Source organism: Lactiplantibacillus plantarum, assembly GCF_014131735.1.
Lineage (GTDB): Bacteria > Bacillota > Bacilli > Lactobacillales > Lactobacillaceae > Lactiplantibacillus > Lactiplantibacillus plantarum.
The window spans coordinates 2,810,322-2,829,275 of sequence record NZ_CP039121.1 but is presented as its reverse complement, the minus strand read 5'-3'; the positions used below and the strand labels follow the sequence as shown (position 1 = coordinate 2,829,275).

Here is an 18,954-nt window from a genome sequence, read left to right as displayed (position 1 = left end):
TAAGGCAATAACTGGTACAATGCGTGTGTCAGTACCAATTACAACTGATAGCGGTCTCATTAACTAAGATTGTTCGGTAATCGGGGCTCACGAAACTTTAATCTTTAATCACGAAGGGGCTTAGATTGCCGAAAGTCGTGCTTCCAGCCCAGTCTCACGCAATTTTGCCTTGTTGTTGGGACTTGATTTTCACTAGCAAAATGCCTATTATTTAGTAAGTAATAAATTTTCGAATGGAGGAAATTATGTCAGAACAGTATTTTGATCCAAAGTTAAAAATCTTTGCTTTGAATTCAAATAAACCATTGGCAGAAAAAATCGCGGACGCCGTTGGGGTTAAGTTGGGTAAGACTTCGGTCGATCGCTTTAGTGATGGCGAAATTCGCATTAACATTGAGGAAAGTATTCGTGGTGACCAAGTTTATATCATTCAATCAACTTCCGCTCCCGTTAATGACAATTTGATGGAACTATTGATCATGATTGACGCCCTACGTCGCGCGAGTGCTAAGACCATTAACGTGGTTATTCCTTATTACGGATATGCGCGTCAAGATCGGAAAGCACGTTCTCGCGAACCAATTACCGCTAAGTTAGTTGCAAATATGCTGGAAACAGCCGGTGCAACACGGATTTTGGCACTCGATCTTCATGCTGCCCAAATTCAAGGCTTCTTCGATATTCCGTTGGATCACTTGATGGGTGCGCCGCTGTTAGCTGACTACTTCCTGAACCACCACTTGGATGAAAATGCTGTGGTTGTTTCACCTGACCATGGTGGTGTGACTCGGGCACGTAAATTAGCTGAATTCTTGAAGGCACCAATCGCGATTATTGATAAGCGTCGACCACGGGCCAACGTTGCCGAAGTTATGAATATTATCGGTGATGTCAAGGGTAAGCGGGCCATCATGATCGATGATATGATCGATACGGCTGGGACGATTACTTTAGGTGCACAGGCACTGGTTGATGCGGGCGCAACTGAAGTTTACGCCAGTTGTACGCATCCAGTTCTGTCTGGTCCTGCCATCGAACGGATTGAAAAGTCACCAATTAAGAAATTAGTTGTGACGGATTCAATTGAATTACCAGCTGCTAAGCGAATCGATAAGATCGAACAAGTTTCAGTTGGTCAATTAATGGGTCAAGCAATCAAGTTTATCCATGAAAATAAACCAGTTAGTCCATTATTTAAGAATCGTTTCCATAACGAAGAAAATTAATTGACGAAGCGTCAAATTGGCAATTGCTGATTTGACGCTTTTTAAGTTGCAGTAATTTCTAAAAGTGATAGAGTAAAGGTGTTGTTTGGTGGGCATTGTGACCTAGTCAAAGTTGGACTGGACGCTGTATATCAACGAATCTTTCGTTTTGGCGTGCTTCAACATTAATTAGGTGATGGCGCGGAACGGATAACGGACCAACGTCGGGCTACCGGCGTCCTTTTTTTATCCATAAACACTAGCACGAATCCTTAAAATGATTACAATATAAGTTAAGGGGGTGTTGCGATGACACCGTTTTATTGGGGTAGTTTGGCCCTTGCTAGTGCGTTGACCTTGCAATTGACGGACCGGCGGCATTGGTTAACGGGACATCTTTTTTTGATTGCAGTCATTGGCATTTTGTTAAGCGCTTACCATCGATTCAGTGCGCAGGCAAGTCCTACTTGGCAATTCATGTTGGTCGGTGCAAAAATCTTGGCTTATACGTTGTTGCCAATTGTAATTTTGATTGTGGGCATTAGTTTTGTCAGGTATAGTTACCGATTGATTCGCAAGGAGGGCTGGGCGTTTCATTACAGCTTGCTAGCAATCGTCGGTGGTGTATTAGTCATAATGCTGGTCTTATCAGTAATCAACTTAGGAGTTTGGCATTCGCGACGCTTGTGGCAGTTATTAGGCCTAGCGTTATTATTGACGGCGTATTTTGCGTTCAGCTTTATCGCGTATCTATTAGCTTGCGTCATGACCCGACTAGGACGTCATCGACAGATCGATTATATGATCGTCTTAGGAGCAGGGTTGATGCCAAATGGGCAGCCAACGCGAACACTGGCATATCGGCTTCAGACGGCAGCGAAGTACTACCGGGTGCAACGGGCGCGTTATCATCAACCAATCACGATCGTTGTTTCTGGTGGTCAGGGGCCGGATGAGGTTATGGCGGAGAGTACCGCAATGCGGCAGTACTTAGTGGATCAAGGGGTCCCCCGTGATGCCATTCAAGAAGAAAATCGGTCAACGTCGACAATTGAAAATCTAAAATTTTCGCACGCATTAATTGTGCGGCAACAACCGTTTTATCGCGCCGTGATTGTCACGAGTGGCTATCACGTTTTACGGGCTAATATTTTTGCTCGGCAACTGCACCTGAACCTAACGGGAATCGGGGCGCATACGCCACTGTATTATTTACCGTTTGCTATGTTTCGGGAATACTTGGCCTTAATTGTGATGTATCGCTGGGCCAACTTAGTGGTGGTACTTGGTTTAGCGGCTTATTATGTCGCAGCGTTAGTTAGGTTAATTTAACAAAGCCGCTACTCAGAGCTTTGAAAAAAATGACATTGCGATTAATGGTATAATGGAGAATGATAAAAAGGAGGGGTTTGCCGTGGATCATGCCTATCGATCATCTTGGCCACTGTTTGTAATCGTCCTGATTGGATTGATTACACTTTCAGGCTGTGCCAAAAATACCGGAGGCGTAACCGCAAGTTCGGCAACGACCGCAACTGGTAACAGTACAACGGCCGTTTTAACCAAAGCTGATCAGCAAATTTCGCAACAAAAAATTGCCGCTGCCCAGAAGACTTTAGCGGGTGCTTCTGAATCAACTCCAGCGATCAAAAAGTTAGCCCTTGGGTTAAAGTATTATCAGGAAGCTGAAGAAGCACTTGATAATAATCAGCTCAGTCTAGCAAAGGGTTATTTTGACACGTTAAGTAGTTATGATGGCACGACTGACGCCAGTTTTATTGCTGCTCGGCAAAAGCTCGTCAAGCAGTACCAGGCGGTCAAGCTAGCCAATGGTTACTATAACGCTGCCCGTGATGAATTAAGTATTCATGATTTGGCCACTGCGAAGGCCAATATTGATAAGTTGGACGATGTGCAAGCCACACATCCGGTTATCAAAAAATTACAGAAAAAAGCTTTGGCAATGAAACAAGCCATTATGAATTATGAGGCGTCGCAATCAACTAGTTCTGGTAGTGATAGCTCAACGGTTGTCAGTTCGAGTTCTGCGGCTAGTGCGAGTGATAGTAGGACGTCTTCAAGCAGTACGAGTAGTACTAGTGCCGATAGTTCAACGATGACAAGTTCGTCGAATAGCAGCACGTCTGCCAGCAGTAGTTCTTCAGAGCTGACAACTTCGGCGATCATCAAACAGTTTCAGGATGCGTCCGGTGTTACGTTTACTTCGGATACCGAATTTAATATTACTAAGGAGACCAGTGCTTATTATCAGATTACCGCAATCTATGCGACGAATGAGTCTAGTTCTTCTGCTTCCAAGACAGTAACGGATACTTATCGTTATTATCCGGATAGTGGTAGTGTTACTAAGGAAAATAGTGCAACTGGTAGTTTCGAATAACCAGCATTAAAAAGTGACGATCAGGTAATGACTGATCGTCACTTTTTTGCTTGACTGGATTGTTTAGAAAACGCTGGGTAGCGGTCATAACAGTGATAAAAAAGCAACGCTCACGCACGTTAAAAACGAGCCATTAGCGTTGCTTGAATTAGTTTGAAAAATAGTAGCTTAGGCGAGTGCCCAAGTGTTAATGGCGTGTGCGACCCCGTCTTCAACGTTAGTCTTGGTTTCATAACGGGCAATTTGCTTGGCCTCATCAATGGCGTTACCCATCGCAACACTGTTGGTTGCGTAACGCAGCATACTCAAATCGTTACCTTGATCACCAATCGCCATGACTTCATCAGCAGTTAAGTTCAGATGGTCGGTCAACGTGGCTAGGGCGTTACCCTTGCTAGCGGCGGGATTCATGAATTCTAGGAAATACGCTTCTGAGCGAACAATGGTAAAGCGCTTGGAGAATGACGCTGGTAATTGCTTGATGGCTGCATCCAGTAGTGGGCCGTGATCGATGAACATGCACTTGACGATTGGTAAGTCTGGGCGCATTTCTTCCGGTGTCCGGAACCGAATCGGCATATTGACGAGTGCACTTTCGCCGACCGTATAAGGGCTGATATTTCGATTGGCGGTGTAGATATGGTCTTCACTTTCAACGTGACAATGGATATTGAGTCTTCGGCTGAGCGTTTCAATGTCGATGTAATCGTCATGTGACAGGGTAAGTCCTGTGATGATCTTACCGGTAATTGTCTGAACCATTGAGCCATTAAAAGTAATGACGTAATTATCTTCACCAGCGATTCCAAGTTGCTTTAAAAAGGGCGTGACGCCACTTAATGGCCGTCCCGTACAAATGACGACTTTGATTCCTTGCGCGTTAGCGGCGTTAATCGCTTGAACGGTTGCGGGATTTAGTTCGCTGTGCTCATTGAGTAAGGTGCCGTCCATATCGATGGCGATAAGCTTGACTGACATAATAATAATTCCTCCAAAATTAGTGTGGTACGACCAGACGATCGTTTAAAATATATTGCTGGAATTCTTGGTAAATTGGTTTAAATAAATCGTTTTCGGCGTTTTTGCTGAGCATTTCTTTTGGAAAGAAAAACCGCTGATCGCCAGAGACTTTCCCGGTGATGGCTCGCACTAGGTCACTGACGGTGGATAGTTCTAGTAAGGAACCGTCTTTTTGTTGCAGTTCAATCTGGGTACGCGGCTTCTTCATCTTAGGATCATAGGCGTCGTAAGGAAGATCGTAACTGTCGTTGATGTCAGTGTAGTAGTGCGTATCAAAGCCGGCTTGTTCAATTAATTTTTGTAACGTTGGAATTAGCGGTTGAGTCGTTGCATCGACTCGTGCTGATTTTAAGGGACGCCGGTCTAAGAAACGGGTTGCTAGGTCAGCGAGAATTTGATCACGGCTATCACGCCAATGGCTAAAATAAGTGTTTAAGACGCCATCGTCTAACCGTAAATAATCGTGTAACGTAAAGTTATTATTGAAAAACGGCAATAACATCACTGGTGTGGCTTCAGCGTCGACCGCGTGGCTTTGATAAAGATCGTTAGCCCGTTCCAGTAGGCGATCTAGGATGACTTCCATGGAACGTGATACTGGATGGAAATAGACTTGCATGTACATCTGGAAGCGACTGACAATGTAATCTTCGACCGCGTGCATGCCTTCCATTGCAAATGTAATGCCGCCTTGATACGGCTTCATAACGCGCAAAATACGGGTCAAATCAAAATTGCCGTAATTCGTACCCGTGAAGTACGAATCTCGCAGTAGGTAGTCCATCCGATCGGCATCGATTTGACTAGAAATCATCTGGACGACTTGGGGATTCGGGTACGTTTTTTGAATGACGGCCGCAACTTGGGCCGGGAAGTCAGGTGAGACTTGCTGTAAGACCTGATTGACCTCGGTTTCAGGTGATGTCAAAATCTGAACAGTTAGGGCTTCATGGTCGGTGTGAAAGATGTGCTCGAATGTGTGTGAGTATGGCCCGTGACCGATATCGTGTAACAGGGCGGCGCATAGTGCGACCAATCGCTCGTGATCATCCCAACCACCGTCACCAGGGGCCTGGGTCGGGTAGTTACGTTCGAAGTTATCGCAAATACGGCGTGTAATCTCATAAACACCGAGGCAATGTCCAAAGCGGGAGTGTTCTGCACCGTGGAAGGTCAGCGAGGTCGTACCGAGTTGCTTAATACGGCGCAGTCGTTGAAATTCCGAGGTGTTGATCAAATCGAGAATGACTTGATGTTGGATATAAATGTAATCATGGACCGGGTCACGAAAGACTTTCTCCATGGGTAATAGTTGCTGGCGATAGACCAAATTAATTCCTTCTTTCAGTGATGCAAGCGTTGTTGTCGGCGTTGCATTTGTTGATAGGCTTGATTTAAGTGTGCTTGAAATTCAGGTTCTTCGGTGACTAACGGCAAACTTGTTGTGTCGACCGTCCCATGTTGAGCTAGGATGGCTATAAAACGAGCTTGTGTAGCGGTAGTGTCAGTCGGCGCTGCCAAAGCGTCAGCAACGGTCGTCATGACTTGTGGATCAACATCTGGAAACCGCGCGTCATGGTGACCGGCTAAGCTGACTTGGTAAAAACGCTGAATGAGTTGACTACGGGCCATCTGATCGCCATCAACGCTGACATACAGCATGATGACCAGCGCTTCGGCAGTGCGCCGTTGCGACATTCCAGCAATTTTACGACCGGCAATACTCAAATCATAATCACCAGGACAATAGGAGCGTGTAATCTCACCAGTCGTGATATTTAATTGTGGCCAAACTGCCTGAACGTAGTCGACCATCAATTGATATGCCGCTGTAATTGAATAGCGTTCACGAGTTGCTGGAAGAAATAAGGAGACGTTTAGTACACCAGGGTCAGCAACTACGGCTAGCCCACCTGAATTACGGAGCATGACCTGATAACCGGCAGCGTGTAGATGTGCTAAGCCAGCAGTTAGCCGTGGCAAGCGTTGGTCTAATAGGCCGAGAATGACGGTTGGCTGTAACTGCCAGAAATGAACGATTGGTTGCTGACGAGCCGCCGTTAACCACAGCAGGGCGTTCGTGTACGCAAAACTATCCAGCATCGCTGCCGGTTCGTATTTTTGACTCAAAGTTGCAATTGTCGATTCCGTCAAGAAAGCCACCCCGTTATCCGTTGTTATCGGGCACGAGGGATGTCTCATGATGAAACCGCCACCGTTGTCCGTATCATCACTAATTATACTAGAAAAATGGTACCGTTGCATTGGCTTAGACAAATCAACTTAATCTGTAGCATACCATCATAGGATAATGAAACGTGCAAGTTAGTTGGCTTTTTGTTCGTCAGCAACGTGCGGCCTATTTTGACCTCCGGGGCTGAGGGACAATTGTTGGAACACAGCCGACTCAAAAAGTTTACGCGGGTTCGAACTTTTCCCAGCAGATCTAAGCTGACCGCTTTTAGTCCTATTTTTAGTTATTTTGGCATGAATGGCTTATAATTAAACAGGAAGTTTTACGATGGGCGTGATGGGAGTCGCGCGGTCGTGAACGCTGAAAAGGATATAGCGAGTGTGGTAACACGGTGATCGTAGACGGGCGTTCAGCGTGTGATTTTGAAATATTAGGAGGTCCAAATATGGATGATTTAACAACTGGTGTGCCAGTGGCGATTCATTTAGAGACGCAGGCACGGCAAGATGACGATACGGCGAACTATGCACTGGATGTCGATGGTCAATTGGTTCAGATGGGTGACGCGTTTTATTTACGGTATAAGGAAGTTAACGATGATGCGCCAGAACCGATTCCAGTGACGATTAAGCTGGCAGCTAATGGGGACGTCGTGTTGACGCGGAGTGCGGAGAACCGACTTCGGTTGCACTTTTCCAATGGTAAACGGGTGCGTGCTCATTATCAAACGCCTATGGGGATGCTACCTGTTGAAACGGTGACGCCGATGTTACGAGTACGGCTACGTGAACGGCCATTTTCAGGTGAGGTGAACGTTGATTACGATTTATACGCGGGTGAGCAGCTACTTGGTAACTACAAGTTGCGATTGCAATTCACGGCCTAATTTGGTATTATGTACTATAAACTGTGGAAAGGACGTGCACCAGTTTGGAACTAAAACAATTTGATGGACAAAAAAAGTCCGAATTATCTTTAATCGAGGTTGCTCACGCGATCTTATCACAACATGGTGATGTGATGGCTTTTGCCGACTTGACCAACGCTGTGCAATCATATTTAGGTAAAAGCGACGAAGAAATTCGGGAGCGTTTATCACAATTTTATACCGATCTTAATATCGATGGTAGTTTCATTTCGCTCGGTGACAATATGTGGGGCCTGCGTGCATGGTACCCATTTGAATCCATTGACGAAGCCGTTATTCATACGGACGATGACGAAGATGAGGATCGGCCAAAGCGCAAGAAGCGTAAGAAGGTTAACGCCTTCTTGGCCGATGCCGGGGATGATGACGACGTGATCGATTACGATGACGATGATCCCGAAGATGACGATAACTACGATGACGATGATGATCAGGACGACGATACTGATGATTCAGCAAGCAGCAAGTACGATGAACTTGCGGGTGTTGATGACACAGACGACGATGTTGCTGATGAAACGTTGCCAGACGGTATCGAGGGTCAGTTATCAGAGTTAAATGATGACGATGATGATGACGACTACGATGACGAAGACGACGAATCGAAATAAGCTTTTCAAGATTTTTCCTTGACGAAAAGGGAATCTCCTTGTATTATCTTATTTGGGCTCTCTGGTAGAAATACCTGAGACAAACGATCGTATTAGCTCCCTATTTCTGCTGAAATAGGGAGCTTTCTTTATTTATACCACCCCACGAAATAAATCTTTAAGGAGTTATCACATGACCAAATATATTTTTGTAACTGGTGGCGTTGTGTCATCCATTGGTAAAGGTATCGTCGCTGCTTCGCTAGGGCGTTTATTGAAGAACCGGGGCTTAAAGGTCACGATTCAAAAGTTTGATCCCTATATCAACGTTGATCCTGGTACGATGAGTCCTTATCAACACGGTGAAGTCTTCGTGACCGATGATGGGACCGAAACTGACTTAGACCTTGGACATTATGAACGGTTTATCGACATTAACCTTAATAAATATTCAAATGTTACCACCGGTAAGATTTATTCAGAAGTTCTGCAAAAGGAACGGCGGGGCGATTATTTAGGCGCCACGGTGCAAGTGATTCCGCATATCACGAACGCTATCAAGGAAAAAATCATGCGTGCGGGTACGACGACGGATTCCGATATCGTGATTACTGAAATCGGTGGAACGGTCGGTGATATCGAATCCTTGCCATTTATTGAAGCGCTACGGCAAATGAAGAGCGATTTAGGTTCCGACAATGTCTTCTACATCCATACCACGTTGATCCCATATTTACGGGCAGCTGGTGAAATGAAGACGAAGCCAACGCAACATTCTGTTAAGGAATTGCGGAGTTATGGGATTCAGCCGAACATGTTAGTTGTCCGGACTGAACAACCAATTACGCGGGAAATGCGGAATAAGATTGCGTCCTTCTGTGACGTGGAACCAGAAGCAGTCATTGAATCCTTAGACGTTAAGACGATTTATTCAATTCCGTTGAATGTTCAGAAACAAAACATGGACCAAATCGTCCTTGACCATTTTGATGTACAGGCACCTAAGGCCGACATGAGTGAATGGATTGACTTAGAACATCATGTCCAGAACTTATCACGGACCATCAAGATTGCGCTAGTCGGGAAATACGTCGCTTTACAGGATGCTTATATCTCAGTGACGGAAGCATTGAAGCATGCTGGCTATACGGATGATGCCGACATTGATTTGAAGAAGATTTCTGCTGAAGATGTTACGCCAGAAAATGTCGAAGAACTACTCGGCGATGCTGACGGAATCTTAGTTCCTGGTGGCTTTGGTGATCGGGGAATTGAAGGTAAGATTACGGCTATCAAGTATGCCCGTGAAAACGACGTGCCATTCTTAGGCATCTGCTTGGGAATGCAAATGGCCAGTGTCGAATTTGCACGTAACGTACTTGGATTGAAGGATGCTAACTCTGCTGAAATCGATCCGAAGACGCCGGACAATATTATTGATTTGATGGCCGACCAAGAAGACGTTGAAGACATGGGTGGAACGCAACGTTTAGGCGCTTACCCTTGCAAGCTGAAGCCGGGAACTGTGGCGGCTAAAGCCTACCACAATGAAGAAGTTGTGATGGAACGTCATCGCCACCGTTATGAATTCAATAATAAGTATCGTGAAGCAATGGCTGCTAAGGGCATGGTCTTCTCCGGAACTTCGCCTGACAACCGGCTCGTCGAAGTGATTGAATTACCAAAGAAGCGCTTCTTCGTGGCCTCACAATATCATCCAGAATTCTTATCACGGCCTAACCGTCCAGAAGGGTTATTCAAGGCATTCATCGATGCCGCTAACCAGACTGGTAAAGTGAAGGCATAAATTTAGTACGGTAGAATTAAGAATAAAGCACGCCAGCGAATTGTTGGTGTGCTTTTTTTGTTGGGCGGCCACGGGCTTGATTAGGTCACCGATATTCACAGTGACAACTGGTGTTGCGAAAATACATGGTAACAATAAATGGTTCTCTTGATAATAGAAAAATAAAATGATAATAAAAAACTATTGACAATAAATGGCGGGAGGTCTAGATTATAAGTGTAAATTGAAAGCGCAAACATAATGGGTTAGTAGTTAATCTGATTATTTAGAAAGCCAACGGTTGCTGAAAGTTGGTTGATTGGACTGATGAATCCGCCATTTAGCGTTTGACTTCATTTTTAAGAGGTCGCGGTGAGACGATATACTCGTAGAGCAGTAAATTGGGTGGTACCACGTTGATAAAAAACGTCCCATAGTCTTTTAGGTGAAGACTATGGGGCGTTTTAATTTTAAGGAGGCTTTTCGTATGTTAAATCCAAAGTTTGTTCGTAATAACCCAGAACTTGTTAAGACTAAGCTCCAGACTCGGAAGGTTGATCCGGCTGAGGTTGATGAATACTTACAGTTAGACCAACAAAACCGGGATGCAATTACCAAGGTTGAAGGATTGAAGAAACAGAAAAACCAGTTGACGGAACAAATTGGGCAAAGTGATCCGCAATCGGAAGCGGGCCAAGCCCTCATTCAACAAGTCAAACAGCTGAATGGTGATATTAAGAGTACGGAAGCGGCCCAAACGGAAGTAAACGATCGGCTTCATTACTTAGCGATTCGCTTCCCGAATTTACCTGCCGATGATGTACCAGTCGGTCCTGACGAAGATAGCAATGTTGAGATGCGTAAGCACGGCGATATTCCAACGTTTGATTTTAAACCTAAGGCGCACTGGGAATTGGGCGAAAGCTTAGGAATCTTGGATTTTGACCGGGCAGCAAAAGTCGCGGGCGCGCGCTTTGTTTATTATAAGGATGCGGGTGCACTCTTAGAACGGGCGGTTTACAGCTTTATGCTAGATCTGCACACACAAAAGCAAGGGTACCATGAAATTATTCCGCCATACTTGGTGAACGCTCAGACAATGTATGGAACTGGGCAATTTCCGAAGTTCAAAGAAGACGTCTACACGGTTGAATCTTCAGGAATGACGTTGATCCCGACGGCTGAAGTACCGCTGACCAATTACTATGCGAATGAAATCTTATCTGAAGATCAATTGCCAACGTACTTCACGGCGATGACGCCTTGTTATCGCTCCGAAGCTGGGAGTGCGGGGCGTGATACCCGGGGCTTGATTCGTATGCACCAATTTCACAAAGTCGAGATGGTCAAGTACTGTAAACCTGAGAATTCATACGATGAGCTCGAAAAATTAACGGATAATGCCGAAGAAGTGTTGCGCGAATTAGGGCTTGCATACCATGTTATTAAGCTTTCAACGGGGGATACTGGTTTCTCATCAGCCAAGACCTATGATGTGGAAGTATGGATGCCAGAACAAGGCGTTTATCGGGAAATCAGTTCATGCTCTAACTGCTTGGACTTCCAAGCACGGCGGGCGATGATTCGTTACCGGAAAGCTGATGGGACGGTCGATTACGTCCACACGTTGAATGGTTCTGGACTTGCTGTTGGCCGGACGGTAGCTGCGATTTTGGAAAATTATCAACAAGCCGATGGCACGGTTAAGATTCCTAAGGTGCTCCAACCTTACATGCATGGTATGACAGAGATAAAATAAAATTATTATGAGAATAAATTATTATTCAAATAATTCATTTGAATGTTAAACTTAATATCACTAGGATTGAGATGGATACAGGCTAGGGCTGTTATGGTAATCTCAGTCCTTTTTAATTTGGCGTTAAAAATGCTTAATTTTTATAATCGAAATCACATGAACGGTAATTGTCACCATGATAATATTTTATCATGAAGAAAAGGTTTTCACGGCACTAAAGTGATGTTTATCACAAAGTGGCGTTTTACAACGAGTCGAGACGTTAAATCTAATGGGAGGGTTATTCATGCAGGTTATGTTAGCACATTCTCTGGTGTGACCAGAACAACGTTATAAAAAGGAGATTTAAAAATGACAAATATATTTAAGGGTTGGAGAAAAAATGATACTTTTTGGATGCTGAGTTTGTTCGGAACCGCGATTGGGGCCGGCGTGCTATTCTTACCGATTGGAGTTGGCACGGCAGGTATTCTTGGTATCATCATGATACTTATTTTGGCTTTGCCAACCACATTTTTTGCTCACAGGGGCCTGAGTAGGTTTGTCTTGTCGGCTAAAAATGATGGTGATGACATTACTGATGTTGTTGAACAACATTTTGGCTTTAAGATTGGATTGCTTTTTACCATTATTTATTTCTTCTCCATTTATCCAATCTTATTAGTTTATTCTGTTTCTATTACGAATACTGTATCGAAATTTATTACCGACCAAATGCACATGCAAACACCACCTCGTTGGCTGTTGTCGCTAGTGCTTGTTGGGATCCTCATTGGAATTGCTCGCTTTGGTACCTCTTTGATTACCAAAGTTATGAGTGGCCTGGCCTTTCCATTTATTATTGTAATCGTTCTGTTTTCCTTTTATCTTATTCCACATTGGAACGGCGCAATCCTCTCAACATTTTCCAGTTCCGTATCTGGGGGACATTTGGTTGGCACTTTAGGAAACTTGTGGTTACTTATTCCTGTTATGATCTTTTCGTTTAACCATTCTCCGATTATCTCTTCATTTTCCGTTGCCGAACGTAAAGAATATAGTGGAGAAGGTAAGGACAAAGTCGATAAAAAGATTTCGACAATTCTATTGTCGGCCGAAACGTTGATGGTCATTGTCGCAATGTTCTTTGTTATTAGTTGTACATTGGCGTTGACTCCAGATCAAATCCTTGAAGCTAAAAATGAAAATGTTTCAATCCTTGATTACGTTGCGACTGCTTTCAATAATCCAATTATTAAATATGTTTCTCCCGTAATTGCCTTTATTGCAATTGCTAAGTCCTTTTTAGGACATTATCTAGGAACGAGTGAAGGCTTACGTGGGATTATTCGTAAGATGGAAGAAAAATCTAACAAGACGCTTTCAAGTCGAACTGTTTCGACAATTGTTGATCTTGTTCTGCTACTAAGTGCCTGGATAGTTGCCTGGGTCAATCCTTCCATTATGGGAATGATTGAAACCATCATTGGACCAATCATTGCGTTTATCTTGTTCTTGATGCCAATGTATGCCATTCATAAAAGTCCTAAGTTACAGCAATATGCCGGCAAACACAGCAATGTCTTTGTTGTGGTAATTGGATTAATCGCAGTTAGTGGTATCCTGTTCAATATCATCAAATTGTTTATTTAGTAATCTGACTAAAATACGAGATGAATTCACATTGGTTAATATTATTGAAGCCAATTTTTGTCATAAATCTCGTTGCTAGTGTTATTGACGAGATTCGCATGACGGTGTTGGGGTTCGTGAGGGTCGCGAATCGAATGACCATACTGGAGGCTGGATTAATCACAACGGCGGAATTAATTCAGAAATGAAAGCTTTGATGCAACGGCTTTATGTTTTCTGATCAGTACAACTGTGGTGCTTGCTTGTGCCGTAACTTCAAGATTCATAAAGTTTCGAAACGATGTACTGACGATGAATGCGCAAAGAAGCGCTAGTTGCCCGTACCAAAGCTTAATTTAACGTGATGATTCAAATAGGAGGATGACTAAAATGACGGTGAATTACAAGAGTGTTTTTGATATTATTGGCCCGATTATGATTGGACCTTCCAGTTCCCATACTGCGGGGGCGTGTGCGATTGGTCGAGCAGCGAATAGCATTTTTCAGGAGAAACCGACAGATATTGTCATTCATTACTATGAATCATTTGCGCAAACCCACAAGGGCCACGGAACGGACTATGCGATTATCAGTGGCATTCTTGGTTTTGATCCTGATGATAGCCGGGTTCCATATGCCATTGGTTTGGCCCGAGATCAGGGGATAAATATTACCTTTATCGAAGAGCCTGGTGATAGCCCAATCAACCACCCGAACACTGCCATCATTGACTTAAAAAATGATGATAAGCAAGTGACGGTCGCTGGATGTTCAATCGGGGGTGGAACCATCGAAATTCGTGAAATCAAGATGGATGGTTTTGATGTTAAACCCAAAGGGCCACTTCCTATCTTGTTAGTTCAAGGTGGTGAGAATGACCATCAGCACGTAACCAAACAGTTGGCTGATCTGACTAAAGTAAACGACCAGCAGCAGTACAAGACGGCTCGGGGCAATTTATATGAATATGATTTGGATCGCCGCCTCAAACAGGATGAAATCAAAAAATTAGCGCAGGGACACGCAAATTTAGTTTACTTATAATCAGGGAGGTCAGTTATGATGTACATGAGCGTAGCAGAACTGGTAACAGCGGCCAAGGAGACCAAGAAGCCGATCTACGAATTAATGATTGAACAAGAGATGGAAACATCGCAAACGAGTCGTGAAGAAATCTGGCACACGATGGGCCGGAATCTAGACGTCATGGAAGCAGCTGTTAATAAAGGGGCTGCAGGCGACGGGGTCTATTCAACAACTGGTTTAACTGGTGGTGAAGCTGTTCTCTTGAAAAAGTATCGTCAAAAAGGGCACACTTTATCCGGCGATACGATGATGCAAGCTGTTCAGAACGCAATCTCAACCAATGAAGTTAATGCTTCGATGGGAGTCGTTTGTGCGACACCAACGGCTGGATCGACGGGGACACTACCTGGTGTGATTTTCACGCTGAAGGACCGAATGAACCTCAACCGTGACCAGATGATCCAATTTCTATTTACCGCTGGCGCTTTTGGGATGGTCATAGCTAATAATGCTGGGATTGCTGGTGCGACTGGCGGTTGCCAAGCTGAAGTTGGTAGCGCTTCTGCGATGGGCGCTGCGGCCGCGGTTGAAGTTGCTGGTGGGACGCCTGAACAAAGTGCTGAGGCTTTGGCGATGGCAATCAGTAACTTGATGGGATTAGTGTGTGATCCCGTTGCTGGGTTAGTTGAACTACCGTGTGTTAAACGGAATGCGATTGGGGTCGGTAATGCGTTGATTGCGGCTGACATGGCTTTGGCTGGCTGCACGAACAAGATTCCAGCGGATGAAGTCATTGCAGCGATGGATAAAGTCGGTAAGGGCTTGCCAAAGGCACTTCGGGAAACTGGACTGGGTGGCTTAGCGGCGACGCCAACCGGTATTCGGATGAAGGAAAAGATTTTTGGACGATCGACTAATTCACAAGTTCATGCATAAAAAATGTCGCAGAAAGATGATGAGCTGACTAAAGGCGGTATCATCTTTTTTAATTAGATGTTTATATCGTTACATGTATTAACATTTTATCAGTGTGATAAAATAATATTAAGTCATAACGTTGTAAAAAAATAGTGAGGTGAGTGCCGTTATGCAAAAACCATTAACAGCTGAGCAAGAATACGTGCGCGAGTTTATTCCGTTTGTTGATTTTTTAGCAGATATCTTAGGCCCCAGTAGTGAAGTTGTCCTGAACGACTTGTTGGATTTAAACCACTCCGTTGTGGCAATTCGTAATTCCCACATATCACATCGACAAGTTGGCGATCCTGCAACTGACTTAGCGTTGCGAACGATGAAGGCCGGTAAAACTGAAAAGCGTGATTATCTAGCCAACTACAAGGGTGTTTCGCAAGGGAAGCACTCACTACGATCATCAACTTATTTTTTGCGATTAGATGGTGAAATCGTCGGGATGATTTGTATTAATACGGATGATAGTGCCCTAGACGATCTGCAGGAACAAGTGTTGAAGGTAATGGCGAGTTACAAACATTTGAACTCACCAACGATTCATCAACTCAAAGGAACACCAGCTAACGAGAAGACCCATGACACGCCGGTCGCTCCGGAACATCTAACCACTTCTATCACTGATTTAGCTCGGGAAGTGACCCAGGCTGTCTGTGCTAAGTATGGCGTCTCTGTTGAATATTTAAAGCAAAATGAAAAATTAGAAATCGTTCGTAGCTTATACCACCAAGGTTACTTCCTATTGAAGGATTCAGTTAGTGAAGCCGCCAAAGTGCTCAAAGTCTCTGATCCGAGTGTTTATCGTTATTTGCAGACCGTCAAAGATGAGGATCTCCAGCAGGATTAAACGATGTAATTGTAAGCGATTAACGTCATGAAACCCTGTCAAAATTTAGTTCAGCCATAGTGGCGAAACTGTGAGGAAGCTACTCTGAGTTCCCGGACAGGTAAGAATCATGGTCACCACCGTAAAAATGCGGCAGCCAACACAACAAGTTTGTGTAAGGGCTGCCGCATTTTAAGTTTTAAACTGAGCAATCAAATATCCCGTTGTTCAGTGATGGCCGGTCGCAATTATTGTGGATGTTAGTGCCAGGGTAGCGTGTGTTTTTATGGGATTCGGGTTGGAACGCAGCCGATTTTTATGATAATTTGTTTAGAATGATATTATTGAGGATGACAGCGGGGATTTTCTATGTCTTATCAAAACGGGGGTATTAATGATTTTATTAATTTAGTTATCAACTGATTATCATCATGATAAAACTCATGCAATTCTCATTAGCTGACATCAAGCTAAAAGGCTGATGTAGCAGGGGGTAATTGCTATTATTATCAATTATCAAAGATTATCAAATCGTATCATAGACCGTTGATCATTATATTATATGGTATTATGGTGAATAATAAATGGAGGTGATGCCAATGTTGACACCAAACGAAATTCGACGTCGGTTACGACGCGATTTGGTTACTATTGCCGAAGCTTATCAAATTGGTTTTGAGAGCCGTCTATACACAGAAGCTGAGTATGAAAACTTAAAGCAGACGTTATTGCAGTTGCGTGAACTTAATATGAACCCCCAACATATGGAACAGCTACTTGCGATTAACGGGTAACGGAATGTTACTAAATTAAATAAGGAAGTGATTAGTCATGAATGCTGATAGTCCATCAGGTTCAATTCAGTCCAGAGAGTGCTAATGCCAGTGAAATTTATCACGCGCATTAGCACTCTTCTATTTTTCTAGCGGGCGGTGTGTTAATAATCATTTAGGACTTGAGTAGGATTAAAATAGGTCGCTTAGTTGAATTATTATTCGGTATCACGTCGCTCCCAATCATCGTATGGAGTACATAGTATGACAGTAGTAAAATCGGTGGACAATCGTGGCGTTAATTACGTGACAATGTTAACTGTTGATGTCAGAATGAATTGTACAGCATCGCACGTCTTGGTGGCACCTTAAATTACGCAGATTTAGCTTAATTATCTTACAAAATCGTTCATGAAAGCGTTTGAATTAGTCGAGTTAATGATTTTATTGCGTAAAAAGATTACAGTTTCCTGATATTGGTTGTATTTTTGACGGACATTCTTTATTATGGTTAATGATTGTATGATACAGTGTGACACTTATTTAGCGAGGAAAGTTATGTTATGAAAAAAATGATAATCCATGGCGGAAAACGACTTTCTGGGGAATTAACGATCGGTGGCGCAAAAAATAGTACCGTCGCACTGATTCCTGCTGCGATTCTTGCAGACACTCCGGTCCAATTCGATACGGTTCCGCACATCTTAGACGTTCACAACTTACGGCTCATCTTAGAGTCGATGAACGTCCATTCCACTTTTGAAAACGATGTTCTAACAATTGATCCAACAAATATTGAAGAATCTGAATTACCAAGTCATGCCATTAAAAGCTTGCGGGCTTCTTACTACTTTATGGGGGCCTTACTCGGTCGCTTTAACCGTGCAACGGTGACTTTCCCTGGTGGTGATAATATTGGTCCACGACCAATTGATCAGCATATCAAGGGTTTTAAGGCGCTCGGCGCTAACGTCGTTGAAGAGAATGACTCTGTCTTTATCTCAACGGGCACAGAGGGCCTTCACGGAGCGCGCATCTTTTTAGACGTGGTTTCCGTTGGGGCGACGATCAACATTATTTTGGCTGCCGTCAAAGCTCATGGTACGACCACGATTGAAAATGCGGCTAAAGAGCCTGAAATCATTGATTTAGCGACTTTTTTGAATAATATGGGCGCTAAAATTCGGGGTGCTGGTACCGACGTAATTCGAATCGAAGGCGTTCCGGCACTGCATTCGCGGGCAACCCATACGATTATTCCTGATCGGATTGAGACGGGAACGTATCTATCCCTGGCTGCTTCGATTGGGGACGGTATTTTGCTAAAGAATGTGATCCCTGAACATATGGAGTCATTCACGGCAAAACTAGTCGAAATGGGTGTCGATTTACAGATTAATGAAGATAGTATTTACGTCCCACGGTCCAATGATTTGGACCCAATTCGGGTTAAAACAATGACTTACCCAGGCTTTGCCACTGATTTGCAACAACCAATCACCCCATTATTATTGCGTGCTAACGGTAGTAGCGTGGTGATTGATACGATTTATCCGCAACGCACGCAACACGTTGAACAGTTACGTAAGATGGGGGCGGACATTCGCGTTCAAGATAACTTGATTGTCGTGGGTCATTCTTCCCACTTACAAGGTGCACATGTCGAGGCCGGTGAGATTCGGTCTGGGGCGGCACTAATGATTGCTGGTCTCGCGGCTAGTGGCGTTACGGAAATTAGTCGCGCTGACAATATTCTACGTGGCTATGATCGGGTCATCGATAAATTGCATACACTTGGTGCGGATGTGGAAATTGCAGCCGACGAAGAAGTTCCCGAAAACTAACGATGTACAGCTAAGAAAGAAC

Annotated in this window: 16 protein-coding genes; 13 read left to right on the top strand and 3 right to left on the bottom strand. The window is 44.0% G+C overall.

The window, feature by feature from the left end; translation table 11 throughout:
• Positions 1–245 precede the first annotated feature (245 nt).
• The 3 genes from E5260_RS13320 (at position 246) to E5260_RS13310 (ending at position 3,606) form a co-directional block, all read left to right on the top strand.
• A complete protein-coding gene (locus E5260_RS13320; protein WP_003643830.1) occupies positions 246–1,226 on the top strand; it encodes a ribose-phosphate diphosphokinase in 981 nt (326 codons plus the stop codon).
• 288 nt (positions 1,227–1,514) lie between these two features.
• Positions 1,515–2,537, top strand: a complete 1,023-nt coding sequence (locus E5260_RS13315; protein ID WP_003642034.1) for a YdcF family protein — start codon at positions 1,515–1,517, stop codon at positions 2,535–2,537.
• 82 nt (positions 2,538–2,619) lie between these two features.
• Positions 2,620–3,606: a hypothetical protein gene (locus E5260_RS13310; RefSeq protein WP_024971609.1), complete on the top strand. Its 987-nt coding sequence runs from the start codon at positions 2,620–2,622 to the stop codon at positions 3,604–3,606.
• A 168-nt stretch (positions 3,607–3,774) separates the two neighbouring features.
• Here the strand turns inward: E5260_RS13310 and yidA are convergent, their stop codons facing one another.
• The 3 genes from yidA to E5260_RS13295 are packed head-to-tail and all read right to left on the bottom strand — an operon-like array spanning position 3,775 to position 6,903.
• On the bottom strand, positions 3,775–4,584 hold the full coding sequence (yidA, locus tag E5260_RS13305) for a sugar-phosphatase (RefSeq protein ID WP_003642037.1): 810 nt from the start codon (positions 4,582–4,584) through the stop codon (positions 3,775–3,777).
• A 19-nt stretch (positions 4,585–4,603) separates the two neighbouring features.
• Positions 4,604–5,956: an HD domain-containing protein gene (locus tag E5260_RS13300; protein WP_003642038.1), complete on the bottom strand. Its 1,353-nt coding sequence runs from the start codon at positions 5,954–5,956 to the stop codon at positions 4,604–4,606.
• 14 nt (positions 5,957–5,970) lie between these two features.
• Positions 5,971–6,903, bottom strand: a complete 933-nt coding sequence (locus tag E5260_RS13295) for a lipoate--protein ligase family protein (protein ID WP_024971479.1) — start codon at positions 6,901–6,903, stop codon at positions 5,971–5,973.
• 362 nt (positions 6,904–7,265) lie between these two features.
• Between E5260_RS13295 and E5260_RS13290 the strand changes: the two genes are divergently transcribed.
• The 10 genes from E5260_RS13290 (at position 7,266) to E5260_RS13245 (ending at position 18,932) form a co-directional block, all read left to right on the top strand.
• Entirely contained in the window at positions 7,266–7,706 is a 441-nt protein-coding gene (locus E5260_RS13290) for a YwiB family protein (protein ID WP_003642040.1), read from the top strand.
• A gap of 44 nt (positions 7,707–7,750) precedes the next feature.
• The gene (gene rpoE, locus E5260_RS13285; RefSeq protein WP_003642041.1) at positions 7,751–8,359 is read left to right on the top strand and encodes a DNA-directed RNA polymerase subunit delta; all 609 of its coding nucleotides are present in this window, start codon (positions 7,751–7,753) and stop codon (positions 8,357–8,359) included.
• Positions 8,360–8,531: 172 nt separating this feature from the next.
• Complete coding sequence (locus tag E5260_RS13280; protein ID WP_003642042.1) at positions 8,532–10,145, top strand: CTP synthase; 1,614 nt, start codon at positions 8,532–8,534, stop codon at positions 10,143–10,145.
• 466 nt (positions 10,146–10,611) lie between these two features.
• On the top strand, positions 10,612–11,883 hold the full coding sequence (serS, locus tag E5260_RS13275) for a serine--tRNA ligase (protein ID WP_003646511.1): 1,272 nt from the start codon (positions 10,612–10,614) through the stop codon (positions 11,881–11,883).
• Positions 11,884–12,234: 351 nt separating this feature from the next.
• Complete coding sequence (locus E5260_RS13270; protein ID WP_003642044.1) at positions 12,235–13,515, top strand: serine transporter; 1,281 nt, start codon at positions 12,235–12,237, stop codon at positions 13,513–13,515.
• Between the two features lie 369 nt (positions 13,516–13,884).
• Positions 13,885–14,538, top strand: a complete 654-nt coding sequence (gene sdaAB / locus E5260_RS13265; RefSeq protein ID WP_003646512.1) for an L-serine ammonia-lyase, iron-sulfur-dependent subunit beta — start codon at positions 13,885–13,887, stop codon at positions 14,536–14,538.
• 18 nt (positions 14,539–14,556) lie between these two features.
• Positions 14,557–15,456, top strand: a complete 900-nt coding sequence (gene sdaAA / locus E5260_RS13260) for an L-serine ammonia-lyase, iron-sulfur-dependent, subunit alpha (protein ID WP_003646513.1) — start codon at positions 14,557–14,559, stop codon at positions 15,454–15,456.
• A gap of 151 nt (positions 15,457–15,607) precedes the next feature.
• Positions 15,608–16,336, top strand: a complete 729-nt coding sequence (locus E5260_RS13255) for a helix-turn-helix transcriptional regulator (RefSeq protein ID WP_003642048.1) — start codon at positions 15,608–15,610, stop codon at positions 16,334–16,336.
• Positions 16,337–16,914: 578 nt separating this feature from the next.
• The gene (locus E5260_RS13250; protein ID WP_011101039.1) at positions 16,915–17,109 is read left to right on the top strand and encodes a hypothetical protein; all 195 of its coding nucleotides are present in this window, start codon (positions 16,915–16,917) and stop codon (positions 17,107–17,109) included.
• A gap of 542 nt (positions 17,110–17,651) precedes the next feature.
• Complete coding sequence (locus tag E5260_RS13245; protein ID WP_003642050.1) at positions 17,652–18,932, top strand: UDP-N-acetylglucosamine 1-carboxyvinyltransferase; 1,281 nt, start codon at positions 17,652–17,654, stop codon at positions 18,930–18,932.
• The last annotated feature ends 22 nt before the right edge of the window (positions 18,933–18,954 follow it).

Excerpts from the sequence above, each read along its gene's own strand:
- E5260_RS13320 (WP_003643830.1), top strand. The coding sequence starts at position 246 with ATGTCAGAACAGTATTTTGATCCAAAGTTAAAAATCTTTGCTTTGAAT.
- E5260_RS13315 (WP_003642034.1), top strand. The coding sequence starts at position 1,515 with ATGACACCGTTTTATTGGGGTAGTTTGGCCCTTGCTAGTGCGTTGACC.
- yidA (WP_003642037.1), bottom strand. The coding sequence starts at position 4,584 with ATGTCAGTCAAGCTTATCGCCATCGATATGGACGGCACCTTACTCAAT.
- E5260_RS13290 (WP_003642040.1), top strand. The coding sequence starts at position 7,266 with ATGGATGATTTAACAACTGGTGTGCCAGTGGCGATTCATTTAGAGACG.
- E5260_RS13280 (WP_003642042.1), top strand. The coding sequence starts at position 8,532 with ATGACCAAATATATTTTTGTAACTGGTGGCGTTGTGTCATCCATTGGT.
- serS (WP_003646511.1), top strand. The coding sequence starts at position 10,612 with ATGTTAAATCCAAAGTTTGTTCGTAATAACCCAGAACTTGTTAAGACT.
- E5260_RS13270 (WP_003642044.1), top strand. The coding sequence starts at position 12,235 with ATGACAAATATATTTAAGGGTTGGAGAAAAAATGATACTTTTTGGATG.
- sdaAB (WP_003646512.1), top strand. The coding sequence starts at position 13,885 with ATGACGGTGAATTACAAGAGTGTTTTTGATATTATTGGCCCGATTATG.
- sdaAA (WP_003646513.1), top strand. The coding sequence starts at position 14,557 with ATGTACATGAGCGTAGCAGAACTGGTAACAGCGGCCAAGGAGACCAAG.
- E5260_RS13255 (WP_003642048.1), top strand. The coding sequence starts at position 15,608 with ATGCAAAAACCATTAACAGCTGAGCAAGAATACGTGCGCGAGTTTATT.
- E5260_RS13250 (WP_011101039.1), top strand. The coding sequence starts at position 16,915 with ATGTTGACACCAAACGAAATTCGACGTCGGTTACGACGCGATTTGGTT.
- E5260_RS13245 (WP_003642050.1), top strand. The coding sequence starts at position 17,652 with ATGAAAAAAATGATAATCCATGGCGGAAAACGACTTTCTGGGGAATTA.